Origin of the sequence: Paenarthrobacter sp. A20 (assembly GCF_024168825.1) — a bacterium.
In the GTDB taxonomy this organism is placed as follows: domain Bacteria; phylum Actinomycetota; class Actinomycetes; order Actinomycetales; family Micrococcaceae; genus Arthrobacter.
Genome location: NZ_JALJWH010000001.1, coordinates 2863646 through 2889071, shown reverse-complemented (window position 1 = coordinate 2889071; position 25426 = coordinate 2863646). Strand labels below are relative to the sequence as shown.

Below are 25426 nucleotides of genomic sequence, written 5' to 3'. Positions count from 1 at the left end.
GTTGATCGAGTTTTGGCCGAAACAGACGCCCAAGAAGCTTACTTGACGAACTGGGGCAGGCGCGCGGGTGTTCCCGTGGACGGCGCCACGTTGTAGGTCCGCAGCACTTGTGCCATGACCGAACGGAACACGGGCCCGTTGGTGAGTCCGTAGATGTTTCCCTTGGGTCGTTGAAGCACTACCTCGACAATGAAGCGGGGGTCGTCCATGGGTGCCATACCCACCATGGAGGCCGTGTAGCCGTCGAATCCTGGAAGCCCGTCCTCACGGGGCGCCTGCGACGTTCCTGTCTTCGCGCCGACACGGTAGCCGTCGATTGCCGCGTCCTTGATCTGCCCCTCGGTCACAGCGCTCTCCAGGATGTCCCGGACCTGCTGGGCAGTATCCTTGGACACCACTTGGCGGGAATCCTTGGCGGCAACCTTCTGTTCCTCGCCCTCAGGAGTGATGTAGCTGTCGATGAGCCGGGGCTGAAGCATGACACCGTTATTGGCGATGCTTTGGAAGGCACGCACTGTCTGCAAGGTCGACTGGGAAACGCCCTGCCCAAAGAGAACCGTGTACTGCTGGCGGTCGTCCCACTGCTCGGGTTTGGCCAGGATGCCGGTGGCTTCTGCGGGCAGGCCGATATCGGTCTGTTCACCGATACCGAATTTCTTCAGCCAGTCGTACCGTTGCTCCTTGGTCAGCCGGCTACCGGCCATCACGGTACCGGTGTTCATGGACCACCCCAGGATCCCAGCGAGCGTGCGTTCCTCAGTGCCGTGTTCGAAGGCATCAGTAAAGGTCTGGCCGTCGATGGTGTAGGAAGGGGGAATCGTGTAGTGATCCAACGGGAAGGACTTGCCTTCTTCAATGACTGCCGCAGCGGTGATCATCTTCTGCACTGAACCGGGCTCATACGCGGCCGTTACGGATCGAACGCCACGGTCTTTGGCATCGACCTTTCCGGGATCGTTGGGATCCGGGGCATTGGTGTCAGCCAAAGCGACCAGGTTGCCGGTCTTGGCGTCCATCACGATGATGGACCCCCACTCGGCATTCATCTTGTCCACCTGGCTTTGGATGGCCTGCTGCGCGAAGTACTGGATGTCCGTGTTGATGGTCAGCTTGACGTCGCTGCCGTCCACGGCGGGAGTCAGCTCGTCAGTGGCCACTGGAATGCGCAGGCCGTCAGCGCCGATCTCAAAGACCCGCTTGCCTTCAACACCACGGAGGACCTCATCCTGGGTTTGTTCGATGCCCGCTTGGCCTGTGGTTCCGTCCTGGAGGAAGCCCACCACGCCGCCGGCAACGCTGCCATTGGGGTAGACGCGCTTGCTGACACCTTCGGCGCGTAGGCCAGGGATGTACAGCTTGGAGATTCGATCCTCGAGTTCCGGCTTGATGTCCTTGGCCACAACGAAATACTGCTTCTCACCGGTCAGCGCCTCACGTACTTTGGCTTCGTCAGTACCCAAAAGCGCAGCCAAGTCGGAAATCCCTTGGTCACGGGTGATCTCGTCGAGCTTTTCCGTTTTGTCGTTGAAGCGATGGAAAGTCGCGGTTCCCGTGTTGACGGTTTGGTCCACCACGAGGTTGTAGCGGATGACGCTGCTGGCCAGGACGGTGCCGTTGGCATCGACAATCTGCCCGCGTTCTGCAGGCAGAACCTGGGGCGTCAGGCGTTTAGCCAAGGCCGCCTCGGCCATCCCGCCCATATCCAGGCCTTGGACCATGAAGAGCTTGCCGCCCACCACCAGCAGCAGCGTCAGCATGATGCCAAGACCAACCCGCAACCGCTTTCTTGCCGCCGGCGTCTTCGGTTTTTTCGATGTGCCGGGGTTCTGAGCCACGTTGATTCCTTGCTGCTGGCCTTGCGTCAGTGGACTGGTGGACTACTGTCCGGGTGCCTTTTGCTGGGGGGCCGGGACCGATCCCCCATTGAGTTCGACCGGCGGTGCAGTTGCCGGAGTCGTCGGTGCTGCTGACGGAGTCGCCGGTGTTGCTGCCGGCGCCGCCGGAGTAACCGGCTTCAAGTTTTCCAGCGGATCCTTGGTAGTCACCGACGGAACCACATCCAGCATGCCCGCCACGGCAGGCGGGGCAAGCTGCGCTCCGGGATTGTCTCCCTTAACTGCAGGCGTCGCCTTTCCGGTGACGGTCATTGTCTTCAGATCGATCTGTCCCTTAACAGTGGACGGGACCATTCCCAATTCTGCAGCCTTCGCTGCCAGATTCTGGGGAGCCTCGAAATTCTGCTTCCTCTGTGTCAGGTCCTGGTTTTCCTTGTTCAAGGTGGCCGCTTCGGCCTTGAGCTGCACCAACTGATACTGGGCAGTGGAAACCGAGATGTTCAAGACGAGGACCGTCAGCAGCGCCGCCGCCATAGCCACGAAGCAGAGCACCACAAAGGGTGTCCGTCGTTTGCCCGGCGCGCTGCGCACGAGTGAAAGCGGAGTGCGGGCCTTGCGGCCGGTATCGGGCTTGCCTGCGGGAGCCGGCAGCGCACGGGCCGTATTGCCCACCACGAAGGGCAGTGTCTTCGCTGCGGCGTTGCTCATGCGTCTCTCCTTGGTTTGATGCGCTCCACGGCCCTCAAACGGGCGGACGCCGCACGGGGGTTTTCGGCGATTTCTGCAGCCGTAGGCACTTCAGTGCCTTTGGTGATGGTCTTCAGTTCGGGTTTATGTTCTTCGAGTTCCACGGGGAAACCGAGCGGGGCCGAGGATTTGGAGCCGGCCTGGAAGACTGACTTCACGATCTTGTCCTCCAGCGAGTGATAGGACATCACCACGATCCGGCCTCCCATGGCTGTCGCGGCAACGGCTGCCGGGACTGCGCGTTCCAGGACATCGAGTTCCTCATTGACCTCAATCCGCAAAGCCTGGAAGGTGCGCTTGGCGGGATGCCCACCGCTCTTCGCGGCTGCGGCAGGAACTACACTGCGGATCTGCTCCACAAGTTCGCCGGTAGTAGCGAACGGTTTGTCGGCGCGGGCGTTGACGATCCTATTGGCGATACGTCCAGCGAACTTTTCTTCGCCCCACTTACGGATAATGCGAACCAGTTCGTCTTCACTGTAGTTGTTGACCACATCGGCGGCGGTCTGGCCGCGGCTGGTGTCCATCCGCATATCCAGCGGGGCGTCGTAGGAGTAGGCGAACCCACGTTCACGCTCGTCCAGCTGCAGGGATGACACGCCAAGATCCATCAGGATGCCGTGCACCTCAGGGATTCCAAGGTCCGCCAGCACGTCGTCAATTTCGTCGTATACGGCATGTACCAGATCCGTCCGGTTCGAAAAGGGCTCAAGGCGGGCACCGGCCAGGGCAAGGGCTTCCTCGTCGCGGTCGATGCCGACGAGGTGCAGGTCCGGAAAGCGTTGCAACATCGCCTCGGAGTGCCCTCCCATGCCAAGGGTTGCGTCGATGGCCACAGGTGTCTGGCCGCGCTTCCTGGCAGCCTCAAACCCGGGAGCCAGCAGATTGATGCAGCGGTCTTTGAGGACGGGTACGTGGCGCTCCGATGTGGGCTTTGCCGCGTCCTGCTCTTCCACGCTGCCTCCTCTTTCTTCAATCGCTTGCCTGCTGTTTCTTGAATCGGATCCCCATCCGCGCCTATCGTCCCGCCGGCCTGGCTCAGGGGAAGTTGAGCCAGGAAGACTGTTCGATGGGCGGCTGGAGATCCCATTCAAGAAGCGGTTGTGCTGCTTTCTCCGACCGGTTAGATGAACCCGGGCAGATTGTCGTCATCGGTTTCCGAGAAGGCTGATTCCTTCTCGTTGAGGTACTCGTTCCAAGCTTCGGCATCCCAGATCTCAGCCCTGGTACCGGCACCAATAACTGCCAGTTCCCGACCGAGTCCTGCATACGCCCGGAGCGCCGGCGGAATCGTCACACGCCCCTGCTTGTCAGGTACCTCGTCAGAGGCTCCGGACAGGAAAACCCGAATGTAGTCACGAGCCTGCTTGGAGGACAGTGGGGCCTCCCGCATGGATTCGTGAATGCGTTCGAATTCTTTCTGGCTGAAGACGTAGATGCAGCGTTCCTGGCCTCTTGTGAGGACCAGCCCTTCGGCAAGTTCCTCACGGAACTTGGCGGGGAGAATGATCCGGCCCTTTTCATCGAGACGCGGCGAGTGAGTGCCCAGAAACACTGGCCCCACCGCCCCTCAGTCAAGGTGCCCGCTCATTCCCAACACTGCCACTACCCTCTTATGCGCTCCACTTTACTCCACAATGCCCCACAGTCAACGCAACACAGGGTGTTTCTCCACCACTTTGAGATTTGCGAGCCCCGAATTGGCGCGGTTTTAAGGGGCCACGGCTGGAAGTGGAGGGCAAAAGCCATCCGGCAGCGTGCGGGCAGGCATGCAGCAGCAAGTCCGGCTGCCGATGGCCGGTCCGGGCCAGGAATCGTATCCGGGTGGTGCGAAGTGGAGCAAAGGGAGGAGGGTGGAGGAACGGGCGGAAAGTGGAGGGCTCCCACGAATGCCTCGTATCCCGCTTAAACGCGTTAAACGCGAAAAGACCCGCAATGCGGGTCTTCCGTTATCCCTACCCGGGAGTCAAGGGGCGTGTTTGAAGCAATGCCGCCGGCCGACGGCGAAAGGTGTCAGTCAGGAGTCGTCGCGGCGCCGTTCGTCCCAGCGCTCTTCCAGACTGCTCATGAACGAGCTCTTGGGCTTACCCTTTCCCGGCTTGCCCTTGCTGGCTTTGCCAAAGGCCGCACCACGCAACGTGGCGAAGTAGACGCCAGCACCCATGACGACGAAGCCGAGGACACCCACTGGTATCGCCTGCATCGAAACCCCTACGAGCAGGAGGAGTATGCCGGCAATGGCGCCCAGGACGCCGATAATCACATGCCGGGTAGACCAACTGCGGATGGGATCCGAACCCATGGTGTTGGCGAACTTCGGATCGTCCTCATGAAGTTGCTTTTCGAGTTGCTCAAGCAGCTTCTGTTCATGCTCCGAGAGGGGCATCACGACCTCCTTTAGTCAGCCAGCGTCTGGACATAACGCGTCCTGTGCGTCTGTTACCAAAACGATCGGACCAAGAAAATCGTTCCCAAAATTCCCTCTTGGTTCAGCGGGCATCTTAGGGCCGACTGTTCAGGAAACAGTTTGTCCAGACGATCTAAGTCTCTGTAATAAATAGGATAGTTTGTCGGACGCCGTTCTGAAAGACGCCCGGGGCCTTGCGGGACCAACCTCACATGCCTTAAGTGCCTGCTGGAGGCTTACCCGGTTCCAAAAGCCGGGCAGGAAGCAACGTTTTGGACCCGAAGCGTTCGGAGACCCGGTCCAATGCCTGCTCCGCGGCCCGCCAATTATCGTCCCGTCGATCCAGGCTCAGCTGCAGGGAGGTCTGGCCGACGGGCTCCAGTTGCTCTGCCCGCACTCCCACAAGGCGGACGCTCATGGACCGGGGGCCCAACGACTCCAGCAGCTGCACTGCCACTTGGTAGATCATCTGCGCACTGTCCACCGGAGCATGGACGGTCCGGCTTCGCGTAACAGTGGAGAAGTCCGAGTACCTCAATTTCAACGCCACCGTCCTGGCCAACATGCCGGAGCTGCGCAGGCGGCCGGCCGTTCGGTGCGATAAGCGCAGCAACTCCCTGTGCAACAGGGCTTCATCCCCGGTGTCGACTGAGAATGTTTCCTCCGCCCCGATGCTTTTCTCAAGCCTGGTGGGTGTGACGGGCCGCGGATCGACCCCCATGGACAGCCGGTGGACATGCTCTCCGCTGGCGCCGAGGACCTTCTTCAAGGAAGCCAAGGGCGTAGCCGCCACGTCCGCCACGGTTCGAATGCCAAGGCGCGCTAGAACTTCCGCGGTCTTCCCGCCTACTCCCCACAGTGCGTTGACAGGCAGGCTGTGCAGATAGGGGACGGTGTCTTCGGCATCGATCTGCAGGATGCCATCGGGTTTGCACCGGGTAGATGCGATCTTCGCCACGAACTTGGTGCCTGCGATTCCTACTGATGCCGTGATGCCCAGTTCGGACTGGACCCTCCGGCGGATGAGGTGGCCGATGTCCAGCGGTGAGCCGAGCCGTCGAATCGCACCACCCACATCCAAAAAGGCTTCGTCCACGCTGAGCGGCTCCACCAGGTCCGTAATGGAGGCGAAGACCTCCATCAGCTGGGCGGAGACCTGGTAATACAGTGTGTGCCGGGGTTCGATGACCACCGCGGCAGGGCACCGCCTCATGGCAATGGACATGGGCATGGCGGACTTCACGCCGGTGGCCCGGGCCTCGTAGGAAGCTGAAAGCACCACCGACCGTTCCGCCGGGAAGCCGACTATCACCGGTTTTCCCCGAAGGTCCGGACGACTGCGGAGTTCGACGGAAACGAAGAAGGCATCCATGTCTACGTGAAGTATGCTGGTTCGCCTCAGTTCCCGCAGGGCCTCAGCAGCACTGCGGGCGGGCTCGTGGCCGGCCCTTTGGGCGCCGCCGAATGCTTCCTGCCTCACATCGGCAATACTATGCCCGGCCACTGACTAAACTGGAGGCACAGTCAGGCTCAGCCCCCGGAAGGATACCCTGTGAAGCTCTTTGGAACTCCTCGATCGCGAGGGTTTGCCCTGCTCGCAGTAAGTGTCGCTGTGGCGGCCTCGGCCTGCACGCCGTCCCCTGGCAGTTCGGCTGCGCCCTCCCCCACGGATGCTTCCACGGCCTCGGCAACGTCAACCCCGGCCGCCTCCAACTCCACGTCCGCGCCCGAGACAACGGCGTCAACCGAGTCGGCCACGCCAGCACCAGGGGCCACGGCCACGGTGAATGCACTGGTTCCGGGCTTCCCTGAGCAGCTGATTCCGGTCATGCCCAAGACATCGGTACGTTCCAGCAGCTTCGACAAGAGCGCATCCCTGGCAACTGTGGCGCTGGTGGGAACCATCAAAGCTCCGCCGGAGGGTGTTGTGGACTACTACAAGGCTTCATTGGAGGCGCAGGGCTTCAAACTGGTCCCCGGGCCGGAAGCTGTAGGCAACGTCACTTCCCTGGACTTCATTCGTGGCGACGGCGAGACCGTGAACGTGTCCATACGGCAGAAGGAAGGCGTGTCCACCTTCACCATCGGCGCCAACGTGGCGTCCGGGTCCATCAAGTGACGGCTTTGGCCCAGGTGACCACCGAGCAGACGCACTTCATCGACGGCGTTGCCGGCAAATTGAAGGGCTTCCTGTCGGAGCAAGAGGACCTCATGGCAACGGTGTCTCCGGACGTCTCGCCGCTGATCGGATCAATTTCGAGCCTGGTCACCGGCGGCAAACGCCTCCGGGCGCTGATGTGCTACTGGGGCTGGAGAGGCGCCGGCGGCCGTGCAGAGGACCCCGATATAGTCACGGCCGGGTGTGCGCTCGAACTTTTCCAGGCAGCAGCGCTGATCCATGACGACATCATCGACCGCTCCGATACCCGCCGGGGTGGCCCCAGCGTGCACAAGCGTTTCGGCCAACTCCACGAGATGAACGGTTGGGCTCTGGACAGCGGCAGGTTCGGGGACGCTGCCGCCATCCTGACCGGTGACCTTTGTTTGTCCTTCAGCGAGGAGTCCTTCACCGAGATAGGGCCCCGGGCTGCATCGGGAAGCCCTGCCCGGCGCATCTTCAACGTGATGAGGGCAGAGGTCATGGCAGGTCAGTACCTCGACATCCTTGAAGAGGTGGCCGGCCCCGTACGTGACCGTGCTGGTTCGGTGGACCGCGCAAAATCGATCATCCGGTACAAATCGGCGAAATACTCCACTGAGCACCCGCTGGCCTTGGGTGGAGCTCTCGCGGGAGCACCGGACAGGCTTTTGGAGAGCTACTCGCAATTCTCGTTGCCCCTTGGCGAGGCGTTCCAAATGCGGGACGACGTGCTTGGCGTTTTCGGCGACCCCGAAACCACCGGCAAGCCCGCTGGTGATGACCTGCGTGAAGGCAAACGCACGGTTCTTGTTGGCTTTGCCATCAACCAGGCAACTGCAACCGAGGCAGATTACCTCGACCGAATGCTGGGCAATCCCGACCTCGGCGAATCCGATGTCGCCGAAATCCGCCGCATCATCGTGCAATGCGGCGCCTTGGACGCCACGGAATCCCTGATCGCGGCGCTGAGCAACCAGGCCTTTGAGGCCTTGGAACGCTTGCCGCTCGAAGAGGTCCCGCTGAAGGCACTGAGCCAGCTTGCCGAGGCTGCCGTTAGCCGCGCAGCCTGACGAAAGCCGCAACGCCGCCCTGGACCGGGGCGGGCAGGACATAAGCAGACGACGGCGGTGGGAACCGCCGTCGTCATCGTGTTAATTCAGTTCTTGATACATCCCTGAGGCAGGAAGGCGCTGCTACCAGGCCAAAGACTGGGCGCGGCGCCTGATCTCTGTCTTCCGCCCCTCGCGCAGGGCATCAATGGGCCGTCCCCGCAGTGATTCGTCGGGCGTGAAAAGCCAGATGATCAACTCTTCGTCGTTGTAACCAGCGTCGCTGAGAACCGCAATGGTTCCCTTCAAGCTGTCCACAACATGCCCATCCTGGATAAACAGGGCGGGGATTGAGCGGATATTCCGTTCTCCCCGCCTGATGGCTACCAGCGCACGCTCATCCAACAGTCCGTGGACTTTGGTGATGGAAACTTCCAGCAGCTCGGCGACATCCGGCAGCGGGAGCCATTCGGAAACAAGGCTTTCTACATTACTCACGAATCAAGGTTGCCACGCCGCCCTGCCCGGCGCCTAGCCGGAGTCCGACGGCGGACCTTGGAGTCCGTCGTTAAGTCGGCGTTTTCATTGCCAACAATTTGATTTCCAAGAATCCCGAACGGCAGGAATTGTTGTGCCGATTCATTAAGTGTGAGAGATTCACACTGATCACACTTGCACCATTGATAACATCAGTAACATTGGTAACACTGACAACAGCGCCATCAAACAACCCCGCTGTTGAGATGAGGACATTTTCATGACGACGCCCCGCTCGCCGAAACGAACCATGAGCATGCCGGTCATCGCGGCAACCACGGCTGCGCTTCCCGCCGTGGTTTTGTCCTCGCTTGCCCTGGCCCAACCGTCCATGGCTTCACAGGCACCGCAACCCCGTAAAGTGCCCGCCACGCTGGCTGCCGCCATGAAAGCCCAGGCCGTCACGACGGGCACCGTCATTCCTGCACAGGCCGTTGCTGCCACCCTGCCCTCCGCGTTGCGCCCCATGGCACCCTCGGTACCGGACACGTACACGATTGTCCGCGGCGATACCATCAGCGCCATCGCCCGCCGCTTCAACCTTGATACCAATGCGGTGCTCCAGCTGAACAAGCTCTCTGCCACCACCCTGATCTACCCGGGGCAGAGCATAAAACTTACGGGCACTGCAACGGCCACACCTGCGCAGCCGTCCGCCCCGGCAGCCCCAAGCGCCCCCAGCAACGCAACGGTTTACACGGTTGTATCCGGCGACACCCTTGGCGCCATTGCAGCCAAGCACGGCGTACCACTGTCCAGCATCTTCAGTTGGAACAACCTCAACGGGAGCTCCATCATCTATCCGGGGCAGAAGATCAAGGTCAGCGGCGGATCCGCGCCCTCGACGCCAGCTACTCCGGCTCCAGCACCCGCTCCTGCACCCGCTCCGCTGGCAAACACAGGCTCGTACACCATTAAGGCCGGTGACACCCTCAGTTCCATTGCTTCGCGGCACGGCGTTTCCCTCAGTGCCCTGATGACGGCCAACAATGTCACGGCAACAACGGTCATCTACCCGGGCCAGAAGCTGACCATTCCCGGTGCCGGCCTGCAGCCTGCCGGGGACACCAAGCCGCTGGTCCCCAGCACGTTCCTGGGTTTCACCTACCCGCCTGCGGTTGTCAGCTCCGCCAACGAAAACAAGGCGTTGCTCAACGCTTCCCCGGTTCCCAGTCGCGCCGAAATGAAGAGCATCGTGGCCGATACGGCCCGGCGCATGGGCGTCAGCCCTTCCCTGGCCATGGCATTCGCCGAGCAGGAATCCGGCTTCGACCAGCGGGCTGTGTCACCCGCAAACGCGATCGGCACCATGCAAGTCATCCCGTCGTCCGGCCAATGGGCTTCGGACCTGGTGGGCCGCAAGCTCAACCTACTGGACCCCTACGACAACGCCACCGCGGGCGTGGCAATCATCCGCGCCCTGATTGCCACGAGCAAGGACCTGGACACCGCGATTGCCGGTTACTACCAAGGCCAGTACTCGGTGAGCAAGTACGGCATGTACGACGACACCAAGCGCTATGTCGAATCGATCAAGGCCCGCCAGCGCACCTTCGGTTAGGTCTCTACAGCACCTCGGAAGGGGCTCGGATCCCTTATGGATTCGGGCCCTTACCCTGCCTCGTTTAGGATCGTATGGTGCAAGAACCAACGCAGGACCACCTCATCGGGACCATTGTGGACGGGCGCTACCTGGTCCGCTCCCGCCTCGCGAGGGGTGGAATGTCCACTGTTTATCTGGCCACGGACCAGCGCCTGGAGCGCGACGTGGCCCTCAAAGTCCTGCACCCGCACCTGGCAAACGATCCCACGTTCCTGGAAAGGCTGAGCCGCGAAGCCAAAGCCGCCGCAAGCCTGTCCCACCCGCATATTGTCGGAGTTCTGGACCAAGGCGAAGACGGCCACATCGCGTATCTGGTCATGGAGTACGTCAAGGGGCATACGCTTCGTGACATCCTCACCGAGCAAGGTGCCCTGCCGCCGCGCCTGGCGTTGGCACTCATAGATCCTGTGATCGAAGGCCTGGCCGCGGCCCACGGCTCCGGGTTGATCCACCGCGACATCAAGCCGGAAAACGTCCTCATTGCTGATGACGGACGGATCAAAGTGGGCGATTTCGGCTTGGCCAGGGCTGTCTCGGCCAACACCAGTACCGGGGCCCTGATTGGAACTGTGGCATACCTGGCGCCGGAGCTGGTCCTGGGACAACCCGCAGATGCCCGCAGCGATATCTACTCGGCCGGCATCATGCTTTACGAAATGTTGACGGGCAAGCAGCCCTACGCAGGCGACTCCCCCATTCAAGTGGCATACCAACACGTCAATGCAACGGTCGGGCGACCCTCGGACGAAGCCCCCGGACTGGCCGAAGACCTGGATGAATTGGTCCAGTGGTGCACGGCAGCAGATGCCGAGAACCGGCCCGTGGATGGAACTGCCTTGCTGGCCGAACTCCGCCACATCCGCACCACCCTCACCGACGAGCAGTTGGACCATCGTCAAAGCCCAGCACCGTTCTCCCCCGCGGCCATGTCCCCAACCACTCCCATGGCCGGCACGGCGGGGAATCCAACGGAGGCGCTGGCAACAACGGCGTCGCCCACCGAGTTCATCTCCCACCAGAGCAACCCCACCACCGTCATGGCGGCCGGTTCGGCGGCCCTTCAGCAGTCGAAGGCAGTTACGACCGGTCCGGATGCCGATCAGGACCTTCGCCAACCCGGCAAACGGGAAATGAAGCGCCTCGAACGGCAACAGACCAAAGACCGTGCACGTGCTGCAGCGACGCCCGTTCGCCCGCTCAGGGAGGGCAATCCGCGCCGCCGTGGCGTGATCTGGACCATCGTGATCGTTATCCTGGCAATGCTCGCGGCTTCCGCGGGTTGGTTCTTCGGCATGGGGCCCGGATCGCCAGGAACCGTACCCGACGTCAAGAACAAGACAGTTGCGGAGGCTCAGCAGCTCCTCCGCACTGCCGGATTCCAGTCGGAGCCGCGGGACGTTTTCGACGACGACATCCTGGCCGGGCTGGCCGTCGGAACCGAACCGGAGTCCGGCGCCGAAGTACGGAAGTTCCAGCCCATCACTGTCTTGGTCTCCAAGGGGGCCCAGCTTTTCGCACTGCCGGGACTGACCGGTGGCACCTTGGACGAGGCCAAAACGGCCCTTAACGCCGCCGAAATGGCGCTGGGCAACGTCACGGAGGCTTTCGACGAAAAGGTACCTGCCGGCGTCGTGATTTCCCAGGATCCTGCCAAGGGCACCGAGGTGCGGCACGGCACACCTGTGGCACTGGCGGTTTCCAAGGGTCCACAGCCAATCCCCGTTCCCGACGTCCGGGGTTTGTCCCAGGACGCAGCCGCCAAAGCCCTCCAGGACGTTGGACTGAAAGCCGTGATCGCTCCGGAGACTGTCAACGACAAGACAGTCCCGAAGGGCGCCATTGTCGCCCAGGCCCCGGCGAACGGCACGCTCGTCAAGGGCGATTCCGTGACCCTGACCGTTTCCAAGGGACCCAAGATGGTCAAGGTGCCCAGCTTCATCGGAAAGCAAGCCAAGGAGGCCCGGCAGCAACTGGAAGCGCTGGGGTTCGAGGTCAAGGTGAATGAGATCCTGGGCGGTTTCTTTGGTACCGTTCGGGACCAGAATCCGGTGGACAAGGACGTGCCTGAGGGATCTGTAGTGACGCTGACGGTCGTTTAGTCCTACACAGGAAGACGAAAGGCGCGGCCCGGGAATCCGGACCGCGCCTTTGTTGTGTCTCTAGCGCTTGGAGAGGGCTCCGGCCACCAGGAACGCCATCTCAAGGGACTGCATGTGGTTCAGGCGGGGATCGCACACTGACTCATAACGGTCCAGGAAGGCGTCCTGGTCGATCGGGTCGGCACCGCCCAAGCACTCAGCGACGTCGTCACCGGTCATCTCGACGTGGAGGCCACCTGGAACGGTACCCAGCGAGTGGTGGACCTCGAAGAAGCCACGGACCTCATCAATGACGTCGTCGAAGTTCCGGGTCTTGTAGCCGTTCGGCGACGTGACGGTGTTACCGTGCATGGGATCAGTCACCCACAGAACCTGCGCGCCCGAGGCAGTGACGCGCTCGACGACGGCCGGCAGCTTCTCGCGGATGTTCTTGGCACCCATACGGGTGATGAACGTCAGTCGGCCCGGTTCCCGGTTGGGATCCAGCTTGTCGATCAGGCGCAGGGCGTCGTCGCCGCTGGTTGTGGGCCCGAGCTTTACACCGATCGGATTGCGTACGCGCGACAGGAAGTCCACGTGAGCGTGGTCCAGTTCACGGGTCCGCTCGCCGATCCACAGGAAATGCGAGGAAGTGTCGTAAGGCAGTCCGGTGCGTGAATCGATGCGTGTGAGGGCGCGTTCGTAGTCGAGCAGCAGTGCCTCGTGGCTGGCGAAGAACTCCACCCGCTTGAGTGCCTCGAAGTCGGCGCCGCATGACTCCATGAAGCTGATGGCACGGTCAATGTCGCGTGCCAGCGATTCGTAGCGCGCGTGCGCCGGGTTCTCAGTAAAGCCCTTGTTCCACTGGTGAACGAGGCGAAGATCGGCAAAGCCGCCCTGGGTGAAGGCGCGGATAAGGTTCAGCGTGGAAGCGGACGTGTGGTAAGCCTGCAGCATCCGGCCGGCGTCATGCGCGCGGGACTCGGGAGTGAAGTCGTAACCATTGACGATGTCGCCGCGGTAGGCGGGAAGCGTCACGCCGTCGCGGGTCTCATCATTGGACGATCGCGGCTTGGCAAACTGCCCTGCCATGCGGCCCATCTTGATGACCGGCATAGCCGCGCCGTAGGTGAGCACCACCGCCATCTGGAGGATTGTCTTCACGCGGGCACTGATCTTGTCCGCGGTGGCGGCCTCAAAAGTCTCGGCGCAGTCGCCACCCTGCAGGAGGAAGGCTTTACCTTGGGCCGCAGCAGCAAGTCGCTCGCGAAGAACGTCGACTTCCCCGGCGAAAACCAGGGGCGGCACCACCGAAAGCTCCTTGACGGAAGCCTTGAACACGTCGGCGTCAGACCACGTGGGCTGCTGGGAAATCGGCAGGTCCCGCCAGGCATCGAGCCCGGGATAGTTCGCTGCCCCACTCTGGGCGGTGCTGGCGAGGGGATCTGTTGCGGAGGATGCGGTGTTCGCGGTTAGCTCAGTCACCCTTCAAGAGTAGTAGCCTCCGGCAGGGTTTCGGGACCGGTGGCGTAACCGATGCTGCCGTTGACGTCACAGTTTCCGTGGGGATTCGTCGCCGCCGCTCCTGGGCTCATCCCTGTCGTCGGCAATGTCTTCGGTGGCGTCCTCGGCGACTTCAACTTTGTGGACAGGTTCCGGGCCCTTGCCGGCTAGTTGGGCCTTGACCACCGCGGCATATTCATCGACGTATTCCTGGCCGGAGAGGCGCATCAGTTCATACATGATTTCATCCGTCACGGCCCGCTGGATCAGTCGGTCATCCTCCATGCCGTAGTAGCGGCTGAAGTCCAGTGGTTGTCCGAAAATGATGCCGACCCGACGGATGCTCGGCAGCCGTTTGCCGATGGGCTGGACCTTCTCAGTCCCGATCATGGCCACCGGCACTACGGGCACACGTGTTTGCAGGGCAAGCCTGGCGACTCCCACTTTGCCGCGGTAGAGCCTGGCATCGGGACTGCGGGTACCTTCCGGATAGATGCCCAGCAGGCCCCCCGCGGTCAGGACGTCCTTGCCTGCCTGCAGTGACATCTCCGACGCTGCCCCTCCGGAGCGGTCCATGGGGAGTTGGTTGCTCAGCCTGAAGAACAGTGCTGTCAGCCGCCCCTTGAGTCCCTTTCCAGTGAAGTATTCGGACTTGGCCAGGAAGATCACCGGCCGGTGCACCATGAGGGGCAGGAAGATGGAGTCCGAAAAGGACAAATGGTTGGACGCGAGGATCGCAGCGCCACTTTCAGGAACGTTGTCCAAGCCCTTGACCCAGGGCCGGAACAGGAGTTTAAGGATGGGACCCAGAAAGATCCTCTTCATGACCCAATAGAACACGTTTGTCCTCTCACGGCCGACGGCTGACGTGCTTCCGGCAACCCGGCCGGCATTCAACAGCAACCCTACTCCAGTGAGAAATGTCCGGAAGAGTGACACGATGGGACACATGACGGAACGCCCTTCACCTGCTGCGCCGCTCGCATTCCACCACGCCGGGCATGGACCCAATGCCTCCACGGGCGTGGCAATCTGCCATGGGTTCACAGGCAGCCCGCTGAGCATGATCCCTTGGGCCGAGTACTTGGCTTCCCAGGGATTCGCTGTTTCCGTGCCTCTCCTTCCCGGCCACGGCACCAGTTGGCAGGATCTCGCAACTACCCGGTGGCAGGACTGGTACCGGACCTTTGAACAGAGCTACCTGGACCTCGCAGCTCGGACTGAGAGCTGCTTTGTCGCGGGACTGTCCATGGGAGGTGCACTGGCCCTGCGGGTAGCCTCACTGCACGATGTTCCCGGGCTGGTTCTGGTCAACCCTGGCCTCAGCTTCTACGACCGCCGGGTGAAGTATGTTGGCGCCCTCAAGTACGTCATGCGCACCACCACACCCATAGTGGAGGACACACCAGCCCCGGCGACCGCCGAGACCGGCGATTATTCCAAGACACCCCTGAAATCGGTGCATGAACTCAAGAAGCTTTTCCGGGCGTCGACCCGCGGGTTGCCCCGGGTGGACGCTCCGGCGTTGGTGTTCAAGTCGTCAGTGGACGGTGTCATACCGCCAAGCTCCGTGGCCACCATCAGCAGGCACATCGCATCGTCCCGCTTGAAAATTGTCACGCTTCCCCACAGCGGCCACGTTGCCACGCTTGATGTTGACGCGCCCACCATTTTCGAACAATCAGCAGAGTTTTTCCGTCAGCACGCCAGCGACAGAGTAGCCTCGGAGTCATCATGAACATGCTTCCGGATTTCTCACCGTTCCTCAGCAGCTGGAACGGGTCAGGGCCGCGCGTTGGCGTCGTCATGTCCCACGGGTTTACAGGAAGCCCGCACAGCGTCAGGCCCTGGGCCGAGCACTTGGCAGCGGCCGGATATGCCGTCAGGCTGCCATTGCTGCCCGGCCACGGTACCACCTGGCAGGACATGGCCACCCGTTCGTGGCGGGAATGGCACAGAGCAGTGGATGAGGCCTACCTTGAGTTGGCCGCCGAGTGCGACTACGTCTTCACCACGGGCCTGTCCATGGGAGGCACGCTGGCGTTGCGGATCGCAGCAACGCGTCCTGTGGCTGGCACTATCGTCGTCAACCCTGGGCTGGTCCTTGATGATCCGCGTGCCGTCATCGTCGCAGCGCTCAAGTATGTGGTCAAAACAACTCCGGCGATTGCCAACGACATCCTCAAGCCGGACCAGGATGAGGGCGCCTACGCGCGCACGCCTGTAGCGGCAGCACACGAACTGAAAAAGATGTATAAGGACACTGCCTCGATCCTTCCCCGCATCAGCTCCCCCGTCCGGGTGTACAAGTCAACCGTGGACAACGTCATCTCGAATGCGAGCCTGGAGTTCCTGCGGTCCCGGGTGAGCGCACCCGTGGACATCAGCTACCTGCGCAACAGCTACCACGTGGCCACGCTCGACAACGATGCCCCGGAGATCTTCGCGGGTACCGTGGAATTCATCCAAAAGACCGTTGCAGCCCTGGCCGGACACGGGCCTTCCTCCGAAAAGGACACAGCCCATGAACAGGCCTGATCCGAATTCTGCCGATCAAAGCGCCAATAAGGACGACGACGCTGTATGGCTGGACCTGGTGGCCCGGCTGGAAGCGACGCAGTCCTCCACGGTGGAGGAACCGGCGTCGTCCGATCATGGGGAGCCATCGCCCGGCGAGGCCGGGCCGGCACTGCGTGAATCCAGCAAAACCTTCAGGGATTTCGATCCCCTGGGATTGTCCACGCCGCCCTCCGAAACCGCGCCTGAACCGGCAGCAGTTCCCGCCACTGCTGAAGCGGCGGGTCGGCCGCAAGGCCCACGTGACTTTGAGGTCGAGGACGACGACGCATTCGTTCCCGAGGAACCCCCGAGCCTTGCCGGCACCGAGCCACTGACCATGCTGGCCTGGGTCGGTGCAGTGGGAGGACCCGTTGCGTTGCTCTTCACGGCGATGTTCTGGCGCTCAGCGCCGCTCGCTGCGATCCTGGGAATTGTGGCCGCCTTCGTGGCGTCCGTGGTCTTCCTCATCATGCGGCTTCCGCAGGAAAAGAATGAGGACGACGACGGCGCCCGTATCTAAGTGCCGACGCCCCCTCTGCGGCGAACGGTTTAGCTGTGGGCGCGTCCGCTGACACGTGAAAGGTCCGCAGCGCCGATCATGCCGGCACGTGGACCGAGCGCCGCGAGCTCAATCCCCGCCATGGGCCGGAACCCCCTGCCAGTGAGGTTCTTCGCAAACGATTCCCGGGCCGGGCCGGCCAGCAATTCCCCGGCATCACAGAGTCCCCCGCCGATCACGAACACCCCCGGGTCAAGGGCAGCGGCCAGGTTGGCCAATCCCAGTCCCAGCCATTCGCCTTGATCTGCCAGGAGTTCCCGCGACGTGGCATCGCCTTCAAGGGCCAAGGCCGTCACAGCGGCTCCGGTGAGGTTGTCTGCGGTCCCGCCCGCCTTCTTCAGAAGGGCACGGCCCTCCGGGGAGTTGGTCCGCACGAGCTGCCGGGCTTCACGGCCCAGCGCATTACCGGAGGCGTACTGCTCCCAGCACCCTCGGTTGCCGCACTCGCAACGGTGGCCGCCAGGAAAGATGATCTGGTGCCCGAATTCGCCCGCCACCCCGTAGCGTCCGCGTTCCACCCGGCCATCCATCACCATGGCACCGCCAATGCCCGTGCCCAAGGTGACGCACACCAGGCGGCTCTCGCCCTGGCCGGCACCGAAGCGCCATTCTGCCCAGGCTGCGGCATCAGCGTCGTTCGTCAGGAGGACCGGACGCCTCAGCAGCTTCTGCAGGCTCGCCCGGAGCGGTTCGTTGCGCCAGGCGAGATGCGGGCTGAACAGCACCGTGCCGCCGTCGAGGTCCATCCACCCTGCGGCGCCGATCCCTACGGAGGCCACACGGTGTTCGGCGCTGAGCTCATCCACGAGTTCCACGATGGTCTGTTCCACAGCCCGGGGATCAGCACCGGGAGTGGACCTGCGGGCCTCAGCGAGGACCCTGCCCCCGGCATCCACCACGCCGGCAGCCACCTTGGTGCCGCCGATATCGATGCCGATCGCCAGGCCCCGACGGCCCAGATGGCTGCGGCGGGCAGCCCACGGCACGTCCTTCGATGCCGTGGCGGTTGGCTTGGTTCTGGCGCGGAAAGTGGACCGTAGTGCGGGCATCCCATCATCTTATTGCGCGCATGCTGCCCAACGGGCAAGAGCCCCCCCGAATGGTCCCAAGTTGCTTGAAATGAGGGGGCATCCGTAAAGTTACTCGCCAGTAGGTGAAATAGAACACACCTCCGCGAGCGGGCATACTAGAGTGAAAGCAGCCCTCTCGTGGCCCGTGGATATCAAAGGAGCTACCGTGCGTGAAATCAGTGTTCCTCCCCTCGTGAACATCGCCCCGGAAACCAACATCACGGACCTCGTGATCCGGGAGGCGAAAAAGGCCTCCAACCCTGCACTGTTTGCCAAACTGGACGACGGCGGACAATGGCAGGACATCCGCGCCACGGACTTCCTCGAGGACGTGAGGGCTCTGGCAAAAGGCCTTATTGCCAGTGGCGTCGGCGTAGGCGACCGCGTGGGCATTATGTCCCGCACCCGGTACGAATGGTCTTTGGTGGACTTCGCCATCTGGTTTGCCGGCGCCGTCTCGGTGCCAATCTACGAAACGTCCTCCCCTTCGCAAGTGGCATGGAACCTGGGTGACTCAGGCGCCGTGGCCGCCTTCGGCGAAGCATCGCACCATGAGGACGTCATTCGCCAGGCCGTGGCCGCGGAGGACATCACCTCGGTGGCCAACGTCTGGCAACTTGAAGGCGCCGGACTTGATGCCTTGCGCGCCGCCGGCGCCGGAGTCCCCGACGACGAACTGGAGTCCCGTCGTTCCTCGGCCGGCCTTGCCGACCTCGCCACCATCATTTACACCTCGGGTACCACGGGCAGGCCGAAGGGGTGTGAACTGACCCATGGCAACTTCGTGGAACTTTCCGAGAATGCCCGGGTGGCACTTCCCGAAGTCGTCAATGAGTCGGCCAAAACGATCATGTTCCTCCCCCTGGCCCACGTCTTTGCGCGCTTCATCTCGGTCCTGGCTGTGGCCGGCGGCGTGCAGGTTGCCCATACGCCGGACATCAAGCATCTGCTACCCGACCTCCAGAGTTTCCAACCAACCTTCATCCTCGCCGTACCCCGCGTTTTCGAGAAGGTGTACAACTCCGCGCTGACCAAGGCCGAGGACGGCGGCAAGGGTGCCATCTTCCACCGCGCAGTGGACACGGCGATCGCCTATTCCAAGGCCCGTGAGTCCGGTTCACTGGGCCTGGGCCTGAAGATCAAGCACGCTGTCTTTGACAAACTGGTCTACGGCAAGCTCCGCGCTGCCATGGGCGGCCACGTGGCGCACGCCGTCTCAGGCGGCGGCCCCTTGGGTGAGCGCCTCGGCCACTTCTTCCAGGGCATCGGCCTCCAAATCCTGGAGGGTTACGGGTTGACCGAAACCACAGCGCCCATTTCCGTCAACACCCCCTCCATGATCCGGATTGGCACAGTAGGCGCTCCCCTGCCGGGCAACTCCGTGAAGATTGCCGACGACGGCGAGATCCTTGCCAAGGGCGTCTGCGTCATGCGCGGCTACTACAAGCGCGAAGACCTCACGGAAGAGACCTTCGCTGACGGCTGGTTCCGTACCGGCGACATTGGCGAGCTGGACAGCAACGGCTTCCTGAAGATCACCGGCCGCAAGAAGGAAATCATCGTCACCGCCGGCGGAAAGAACGTGGTTCCAGCGTTGTTGGAGGACCAGATCCGGGCCGACGCCTTGGTTTCCCAGGTACTGGTGGTGGGAGACAACCGCCCCTTCATCGGCGCGCTGGTTACCTTGGACGAAGAAGCCCTCCCTGGTTGGCTGGAGCGCCACGGACTGACGTCAGGCACCACGCTGGCCGAAGCGGCTGACCACGCTGTGGTGAAGGCTGCGGTACAGGAGCTCATCAGCAAGGCCAACCAGTCTGTGTCCCAGGCTGAAGCCATCAAGTCCTTCCGGATTGTCCCCGCGGACTTCACTGAAGCGTCCGGCCATCTCACCCCTTCCCTGAAGGTCAAGCGTGCACAGGTCATGAAGGACTTCGACGCCGTGATCGAGGAAATGTACTCGGCGCCCCGCGCTTCCTAGCGAATCGCCACCACAACAAAAAAGTACCCCGTCCGGACCATGCCGGACGGGGTACTTTTTTAGCGGATAGCTAGCCGATCACCAACAGCAAGTCGCCGCCCTGGACCTGCTCCACCGACGAGATCGCAAGGCGCGACACCGTGCCGGCTACCGGCGTCGTGATGGAGGCTTCCATCTTCATTGCCTCGATGGTCGCAACGGTGTCTCCGGCATTGACCACATCGCCTGCCTTGACCGTGACGGTCACGGCACCCGCGAACGGGGCAGCCACCTGGCCGGGCTGGGCAGGATCGGCCTTCTCGGCTGCCTTGACGTTGCTGACCACCGAACGGTCACGGACAACCACGGGACGGGACTGGCCGTTGAGCGTACACATCACCGTGCGCATGCCCTTCTCATCGGCTTCGGATACGGCCTCGAGCTGGGCAATGAGTCGGACGCCCTTCTCCAGTTCGATCACATGCTCTGAGCCTTGCTGGAATCCGTAAAGGTAGTCACGGGTGTCCAGCACGGAAATGTTGCCGTAGGTGTCCACACTCTTCAAGTAGTCCTTGGTGGGACCTGCGAAGAGCAACCGGTTCAGCGTGTGCTGGCGGGTCTTGGAGTCACCCTTGAGCGCAGCACTGTCTTCGGCACTGATGTCCACATCGCGCACCTTGATGCTGCGGCCTTGGAGGGCCTTGGTGCGGAACGGCTCGGGCCAGCCTCCGGGAGGATCTCCCAGCTCGCCGGAAAGGAAACCAATGACGGAGTCGGGGATGTCGTAATTCTGGGGGTTCTCGTTGAAGTCCGCAGGATCGGCATTCAGGCCAACAAGGTGCAGTGCAAGATCACCCACCACCTTGGAGGACGGCGTCACCTTGACCAGCCGGCCCAGGATGCGGTCCGCAGCGGTGTACATGTCCTCGATTGCTTCGAACTGCTCACCCAAGCCAAGCGCGATGGCCTGCTGGCGAAGGTTCGACAACTGGCCGCCAGGGATTTCGTGCTGGTAGACACGTCCTGTCGGGCCCGGCAGGCCTGACTCGAAGGGCGCGTAGACACGGCGAACGGCTTCCCAATAAGGTTCCATGGCGCCGACATTCTTAAGGCTGAGGCCTGTGTCACGGGGGGTGTTGGCCAAAGCCGCCACCAGCGCCGAGGCGGCAGGCTGGCTCGTAGTACCCGCCAAGGAGGCAGCAGCGACGTCCACAGCGTCCACTCCAGCATCCACGGCCGCCAGGAGGGTGGCGAGCTGGCCACCGGCGGTGTCATGGGTGTGGAGGTGCACGGGCAGGTCGAAGCGCTCACGCAAGGCAGCCACAAGCTTCGCGGCCGCGGCAGGACGGAGCAGGCCTGCCATGTCCTTGATGGCCAGGATGTGCGCACCGGCGTCGACGATCTTCTGTGCGAGGTCAAGGTAGTAGTCGAGGGTGTACAGGTCCTCGTTGGGGTCAAGGAGGTTGCCCGTGTAGCAGAGGGCAACTTCTGCAACGGCGGTCCCGGTCGCACGCACTGCCCGGATCGCCGGAGCCATCTGGTTCACGTCGTTAAGGGCGTCGAAGATGCGGAAGATGTCGATGCCCGTGGCCGCAGCCTCGTTGACGAAAGCTTCAGTGACTTCTTCGGGGTATGGCGTGTAGCCAACGGTATTGCGTCCACGGAGGAGCATCTGGAGGCAAGTGTTGGGAAGTGCCTGCCTCAGCGCCGCCAAGCGGTCCCAGGGATCCTCACCAAGGAAGCGCAGGGCGACATCGTAGGTCGCACCGCCCCAGGCTTCGACGGACAGAAGTTCCGGCATGAGTGCGGTGACGGCCGGACCGGCCGCTACGAGGTCGCGGGTGCGGACGCGGGTTGCCAGCAACGACTGGTGGGCGTCACGGAACGTGGTGTCCGTGACTGCCAGGGCCTGCTGCTCCCTCAATGCCTTGGCGAAGCCCTCAGGCCCGAGTTCCTTCAGCTTCTGGCGCGAGCCCGACGTGGGAACCGGCCCTTCGATCACGGGCAGTTTCCTGGCCGGGTCCGAGTGGACAGTCAGCTCGCCGTTCGGCTTGTTCACGGTGACCTCAGCCAGCCATGTCAGCAGCTTGGTGCCGCGGTCGGCCGAGATGTGGGACTTCAGCAGCTCGGGGCGCTTGTCAATGAAGTCCGTGGCCACGTTGCCCGCATTGAAGTCCGGATCCGCGAGGACGGCCTGCAGGAAGGGGATGTTGGTGGACACGCCGCGGATGCGGAACTCAGCAAGGCCGCGGCGGGCACGGGCCACCGCTGCCGGGTAGTCACGGCCACGGCACGTCAGCTTCACCAGCATGGAGTCGAAGTGCGGGCTGATCTCGGCACCCGAGTAGACCGTGCCGCCGTCGAGCCTTACACCGGCGCCGCCGGCAGAGCGGTAACCGGTGATCTTTCCGACGTCCGGACGGAAACCGTTGGCGGGATCTTCGGTGGTGATGCGGCACTGAAGAGCGGCGCCCTTGATGGAGACTGTCTCCTGGCTGAGGCCGAGATCCGCGAGGGTCTCCCCCGAGGCGATACGCATCTGCGCCTGCACGAGGTCCACATCCGTGATTTCCTCTGTCACGGTGTGCTCGACCTGGATGCGGGGGTTCATTTCAATGAAGACGTGCTGGCCGGCGCGCTCACCCTCAGTGTCCACCAGGAACTCAACAGTTCCTGCGTTCACGTAGTTCAAGGCCTTCGCGAAGGCCACGGCATCGCGGTAAAGAGCCTGGCGGATGTTCTCATCCAGGTTCGGCGCCGGTGCGATCTCCACAACTTTCTGGTGGCGGCGCTGCAGTGAACAGTCACGCTCGAAGAGGTGCATGACATTACCTTCAGCATCCGCCAGGATCTGCACTTCAATGTGGCGGGGACGCAGCACGGCCTGCTCGAGGAACATGGTGGGGTCGCCAAAAGCCGCATCAGCCTCGCGCATGGCGGACTGCAGTGCCTCGGGCAGGGCTTCGCGCGTCTCGACGCGCCGCATGCCACGGCCACCACCGCCGGCGACGGCCTTGGCGAAGATGGGGAACCCGATCTCGTCCGCGGCCGCAATGAGCTCGTCAAGGTCCTTGGACGGCTTGCTCGATTTCAGGACCGGAACACCGGCCTTGCGGGCGGCTTCGAGTGCGGCAACCTTGTTCCCTGCGAGCTCCAGTACCTCCGCAGGCGGACCCACGAACGTGATTCCCGCCGCCTGTGCTGCGCGGGCGAGGTCCGGATTCTCGGAAAGGAAGCCATAGCCGGGGTAGATGGCGTCTGCGCCGGCTTCTTTGGCGACGCGGACAACCTCCTCTACGTCCAAGTAGGCGCGGACGGGGTGGCCCACCTCGCCGATAAGGTAGGCTTCGTCGGCCTTCTGCCGGTGGATCGAGTTACGGTCCTCGTGCGGAAAGACGGCTACGGTCTTGGCGCCAAGTTCATAACCAGCGCGAAACGCCCTGATCGCGATTTCGCCGCGATTGGCCACCAGAATTTTCGAAAACATACTTCTCCTGCATCATTGCGGGTGGATCGGTCGGTGGTCACAGTGTGTAGTGCCGCCAGCATCAAACACAAATCTTTGTGGCAACCATCACAAAGGAATCGTCATGTGGGCTGTATATGCGTGCGCGCGATCCGACAGCATGCTATTGCCGCCCTTCTCCCCCACGGCCGGGCGCGTAGAAAGCGGGATTCGGCCGCGATGCACCATATGATGTTGAAGGGGCTTCGGCAAGCCCCGGCTCCGGCGCTTCCGGAGCCGAATCAGCGCGATACGGCAACCGGCGTTAGGTTTTGGGTTTTCAAGTGCAAGTAGTCAGCATCAGCAGCCTCAAAGGTGGAGTGGGAAAGACGTCCGTGACCACTGGTCTGGCGTCCGCGGCCCTCGCAGCCGGCATTCCTACCTTGGTGGTGGATCTCGATCCCCACGCCGACGCCACCACGGCGCTTGGCGTTCAGCCCGGCGGACAGCTCGACATCGGGCGAATGCTCAAAAGCCCCCGCAAGGCCCGGCTCCAGGACAATGTTGCCGGCAGCAGCTGGGTCTCCAATGGTTCCAGCGACGGGACTTTGGATGTCGCAGTGGGCTCGGCCTTCACTGGAATCTACGACCGCCCGGACCTGGGCCGCCGCGACCTTCGCAGGCTCTCAGCCGTGCTGGCAGGCACCACTAACTATGAACTGGTCCTCGTGGACTGCCCGCCCTCCCTCAACGGTTTGACGCGGATGGCGTGGAGTGCCAGCGACCGCGTCGTCCTCGTGGCCGAGCCCGGGCTGTTCTCCGTCGCCGGTACTGAACGCACCATGCGGGCCATCCAGCTCTTCCGGCAGGAATTCGCTCCCAACCTGGCTCCGGCCGGCATCGTTGCCAACCGTGTACGGACAGGGTCGGCCGAGCACACGTTCCGCCTTGCCGAGATGGAGTCCATGTTCGGCGACTTACTGCTGACTCCCCATATTCCGGAACAAGCCAACTGGCAGCAGATCCAGGGTGCCGCCCATTCGGTCCACCATTGGCCCGGGGATTCGGCCAAGAACTCCGCCAAGCTCTTTGATGCGCTCCTGCAAAGCCTCCTGGCGGGGCAGCCGTCTTTGCGGGACCGCCGCCAACGCTAGGCAAGCCCGGGGGTCGACAAGCCCTGGAATCCCGGCCGCACGCAAGAAAGCCTCCTCCCTCAGGGAAGAGGCTTTCTTTGTAAAAGCTCACGGTCTATTGGATTGGCATTTAGCCGATGCGGCGGGCCACACGCCGCTTGCTCAGTTCGTCGTCGGGAAAGGACTGCTCCGCGGCGTGCTCGCTCGGAAGGGCGGCGAGGCTTCCCTCAACTTCCCGCCATACGCGTCCAACCGCAATGCCGAAGACACCCTGGCCGCCTTGAACAAGGTCAATGACTTCGTCGGCAGAGGTACATTCATAGACACTGGCGCCGTCGCTCATCAGCGTTATCTGCGCAAGGTCCTCAACACCCCGCTCGCGGAGGTGTTCCACCGCGGTGCGGATCTGTTGCAGGGAGACACCCGTATCCAGGAGGCGCTTGACAACCTTGAGAACCAGGATGTCGCGGAAGCCGTAGAGGCGCTGCGAGCCGGATCCGGCTGCGCCACGAACGGCGGGCTCAACAAGTCCAGTACGTGCCCAGTAGTCGAGTTGGCGGTACGTAATACCTGCGGCCTTGCATGCTGTGGGACCGCGGTAGCCCGCGTCCTCGTCCAGCACGGGAAGGTCCTCTGTGAAGAGCAAACCTTGGGCGCCGGATGCGGGCGCAGCAATGCCGGCAGAGGACTTCTTCAGCTCGCCTGCTTCGCCTTTCGGACTCACGTGACCTCCTTGTTCTCAGTTCCCTTGGGGACGGTGCATACGCTGGCACAACACTGAAATGCAGCAGTGTAATTCCCGCA

At 62.6% G+C, this 25426-nt stretch carries 21 protein-coding genes; 9 read left to right on the top strand and 12 right to left on the bottom strand.

What is annotated here, in order from left to right; genetic code table 11:
• Positions 1-38: 38 nt before the first annotated feature.
• The 6 genes from J3D46_RS13440 to dinB all read right to left on the bottom strand — a co-directional run bounded on the left by J3D46_RS13440 (position 39) and on the right by dinB (position 6469).
• Positions 39-1835, bottom strand: coding sequence for a penicillin-binding protein 2 (locus tag J3D46_RS13440; RefSeq protein WP_231339054.1), 1797 nt, complete (start codon positions 1833-1835; stop codon positions 39-41).
• Positions 1836-1877: 42 nt separating this feature from the next.
• Positions 1878-2543 carry a hypothetical protein gene (locus J3D46_RS13435; protein WP_231339056.1) on the bottom strand — a complete coding sequence of 222 codons (666 nt, stop codon included), beginning with the start codon at positions 2541-2543 and terminating at the stop codon, positions 1878-1880.
• Positions 2540-3538: a 16S rRNA (cytosine(1402)-N(4))-methyltransferase RsmH gene (gene rsmH / locus J3D46_RS13430; RefSeq protein WP_231339057.1), complete on the bottom strand. Its 999-nt coding sequence runs from the start codon at positions 3536-3538 to the stop codon at positions 2540-2542. Before rsmH ends, J3D46_RS13435 begins: the two co-directional genes overlap by 4 nt.
• Before the next feature lie 167 nt (positions 3539-3705).
• Positions 3706-4137: a division/cell wall cluster transcriptional repressor MraZ gene (gene mraZ / locus J3D46_RS13425; RefSeq protein WP_231339059.1), complete on the bottom strand. Its 432-nt coding sequence runs from the start codon at positions 4135-4137 to the stop codon at positions 3706-3708.
• A gap of 462 nt (positions 4138-4599) precedes the next feature.
• Positions 4600-4968, bottom strand: a complete 369-nt coding sequence (locus tag J3D46_RS13420; RefSeq protein WP_231339060.1) for a DUF3040 domain-containing protein — start codon at positions 4966-4968, stop codon at positions 4600-4602.
• A gap of 238 nt (positions 4969-5206) precedes the next feature.
• Positions 5207-6469 carry a DNA polymerase IV gene (gene dinB / locus J3D46_RS13415; RefSeq protein WP_231339063.1) on the bottom strand — a complete coding sequence of 421 codons (1263 nt, stop codon included), beginning with the start codon at positions 6467-6469 and terminating at the stop codon, positions 5207-5209.
• Positions 6470-6541: 72 nt separating this feature from the next.
• On the opposite strand from dinB, the gene J3D46_RS13410 reads away from it, so the two are divergent.
• Positions 6542-7108, top strand: coding sequence for a hypothetical protein (locus J3D46_RS13410; RefSeq protein WP_231339065.1), 567 nt, complete (start codon positions 6542-6544; stop codon positions 7106-7108).
• Positions 7105-8199 carry a polyprenyl synthetase family protein gene (locus J3D46_RS13405; protein ID WP_231339067.1) on the top strand — a complete coding sequence of 365 codons (1095 nt, stop codon included), beginning with the start codon at positions 7105-7107 and terminating at the stop codon, positions 8197-8199. The genes J3D46_RS13410 and J3D46_RS13405 overlap by 4 nt, the downstream gene beginning before the upstream one ends.
• Before the next feature lie 123 nt (positions 8200-8322).
• On the opposite strand, the gene J3D46_RS13400 is transcribed toward J3D46_RS13405, so the two are convergent.
• Positions 8323-8676, bottom strand: a complete 354-nt coding sequence (locus J3D46_RS13400; RefSeq protein ID WP_231339069.1) for an Rv2175c family DNA-binding protein — start codon at positions 8674-8676, stop codon at positions 8323-8325.
• A gap of 259 nt (positions 8677-8935) precedes the next feature.
• Here J3D46_RS13400 and J3D46_RS13395 point away from each other — a divergent pair, with 259 nt between their 5' ends.
• Positions 8936-10276, top strand: coding sequence for a LysM peptidoglycan-binding domain-containing protein (locus J3D46_RS13395; protein WP_231339070.1), 1341 nt, complete (start codon positions 8936-8938; stop codon positions 10274-10276).
• Between the two features lie 74 nt (positions 10277-10350).
• On the top strand, positions 10351-12417 hold the full coding sequence (gene pknB / locus J3D46_RS13390) for a Stk1 family PASTA domain-containing Ser/Thr kinase (RefSeq protein ID WP_231339072.1): 2067 nt from the start codon (positions 10351-10353) through the stop codon (positions 12415-12417).
• A 60-nt stretch (positions 12418-12477) separates the two neighbouring features.
• On the opposite strand, the gene J3D46_RS13385 is transcribed toward pknB, so the two are convergent.
• Positions 12478-13881 carry a class II 3-deoxy-7-phosphoheptulonate synthase gene (locus J3D46_RS13385; protein ID WP_231339074.1) on the bottom strand — a complete coding sequence of 468 codons (1404 nt, stop codon included), beginning with the start codon at positions 13879-13881 and terminating at the stop codon, positions 12478-12480.
• A gap of 66 nt (positions 13882-13947) precedes the next feature.
• Complete coding sequence (locus J3D46_RS13380) at positions 13948-14739, bottom strand: 1-acyl-sn-glycerol-3-phosphate acyltransferase (protein ID WP_231339123.1); 792 nt, start codon at positions 14737-14739, stop codon at positions 13948-13950.
• A gap of 109 nt (positions 14740-14848) precedes the next feature.
• Between J3D46_RS13380 and J3D46_RS13375 the strand changes: the two genes are divergently transcribed.
• Genes J3D46_RS13375 through J3D46_RS13365 form a run of 3 tightly spaced genes read left to right on the top strand, consistent with a single transcriptional unit; the run spans position 14849 to position 16978 of the window.
• The gene (locus tag J3D46_RS13375; protein ID WP_253467681.1) at positions 14849-15637 is read left to right on the top strand and encodes a carboxylesterase; all 789 of its coding nucleotides are present in this window, start codon (positions 14849-14851) and stop codon (positions 15635-15637) included.
• Positions 15634-16437 (top strand): carboxylesterase, encoded by an 804-nt coding sequence (locus J3D46_RS13370; RefSeq protein WP_231339078.1) that lies wholly within the window; start codon positions 15634-15636, stop codon positions 16435-16437. Before J3D46_RS13375 ends, J3D46_RS13370 begins: the two co-directional genes overlap by 4 nt.
• Complete coding sequence (locus tag J3D46_RS13365; protein ID WP_231339080.1) at positions 16424-16978, top strand: hypothetical protein; 555 nt, start codon at positions 16424-16426, stop codon at positions 16976-16978. The genes J3D46_RS13370 and J3D46_RS13365 overlap by 14 nt, the downstream gene beginning before the upstream one ends.
• Before the next feature lie 29 nt (positions 16979-17007).
• Here J3D46_RS13365 and J3D46_RS13360 read toward each other — a convergent pair whose 3' ends face one another.
• Positions 17008-18066, bottom strand: a complete 1059-nt coding sequence (locus J3D46_RS13360) for an ROK family protein (RefSeq protein WP_231339081.1) — start codon at positions 18064-18066, stop codon at positions 17008-17010.
• Between the two features lie 187 nt (positions 18067-18253).
• Here J3D46_RS13360 and J3D46_RS13355 point away from each other — a divergent pair, with 187 nt between their 5' ends.
• Entirely contained in the window at positions 18254-20065 is a 1812-nt protein-coding gene (locus J3D46_RS13355) for a long-chain fatty acid--CoA ligase (RefSeq protein ID WP_231339083.1), read from the top strand.
• Between the two features lie 70 nt (positions 20066-20135).
• On the opposite strand, the gene J3D46_RS13350 is transcribed toward J3D46_RS13355, so the two are convergent.
• Entirely contained in the window at positions 20136-23531 is a 3396-nt protein-coding gene (locus J3D46_RS13350) for a pyruvate carboxylase (protein ID WP_231339085.1), read from the bottom strand.
• 302 nt (positions 23532-23833) lie between these two features.
• On the opposite strand from J3D46_RS13350, the gene J3D46_RS13345 reads away from it, so the two are divergent.
• Positions 23834-24643 carry a ParA family protein gene (locus J3D46_RS13345; protein WP_231339087.1) on the top strand — a complete coding sequence of 270 codons (810 nt, stop codon included), beginning with the start codon at positions 23834-23836 and terminating at the stop codon, positions 24641-24643.
• Between the two features lie 109 nt (positions 24644-24752).
• Here the strand turns inward: J3D46_RS13345 and J3D46_RS13340 are convergent, their stop codons facing one another.
• A complete protein-coding gene (locus J3D46_RS13340; protein ID WP_308102698.1) occupies positions 24753-25346 on the bottom strand; it encodes a MerR family transcriptional regulator in 594 nt (197 codons plus the stop codon).
• Positions 25347-25426 lie beyond the last annotated feature (80 nt).

Bases quoted from the DNA above. Each gene is read 5' to 3' on its own strand.
- J3D46_RS13360 (WP_231339081.1), bottom strand. From the start codon at position 18,066: ATGCCCGCACTACGGTCCACTTTCCGCGCCAGAACCAAGCCAACCGCC.
- J3D46_RS13365 (WP_231339080.1), top strand. From the start codon at position 16,424: ATGAACAGGCCTGATCCGAATTCTGCCGATCAAAGCGCCAATAAGGAC.
- J3D46_RS13420 (WP_231339060.1), bottom strand. From the start codon at position 4,968: ATGCCCCTCTCGGAGCATGAACAGAAGCTGCTTGAGCAACTCGAAAAG.
- J3D46_RS13370 (WP_231339078.1), top strand. From the start codon at position 15,634: ATGAACATGCTTCCGGATTTCTCACCGTTCCTCAGCAGCTGGAACGGG.
- J3D46_RS13375 (WP_253467681.1), top strand. From the start codon at position 14,849: ATGACGGAACGCCCTTCACCTGCTGCGCCGCTCGCATTCCACCACGCC.
- J3D46_RS13395 (WP_231339070.1), top strand. From the start codon at position 8,936: ATGACGACGCCCCGCTCGCCGAAACGAACCATGAGCATGCCGGTCATC.
- J3D46_RS13350 (WP_231339085.1), bottom strand. From the start codon at position 23,531: ATGTTTTCGAAAATTCTGGTGGCCAATCGCGGCGAAATCGCGATCAGG.
- J3D46_RS13435 (WP_231339056.1), bottom strand. From the start codon at position 2,543: ATGAGCAACGCCGCAGCGAAGACACTGCCCTTCGTGGTGGGCAATACG.
- pknB (WP_231339072.1), top strand. From the start codon at position 10,351: ATGGTGCAAGAACCAACGCAGGACCACCTCATCGGGACCATTGTGGAC.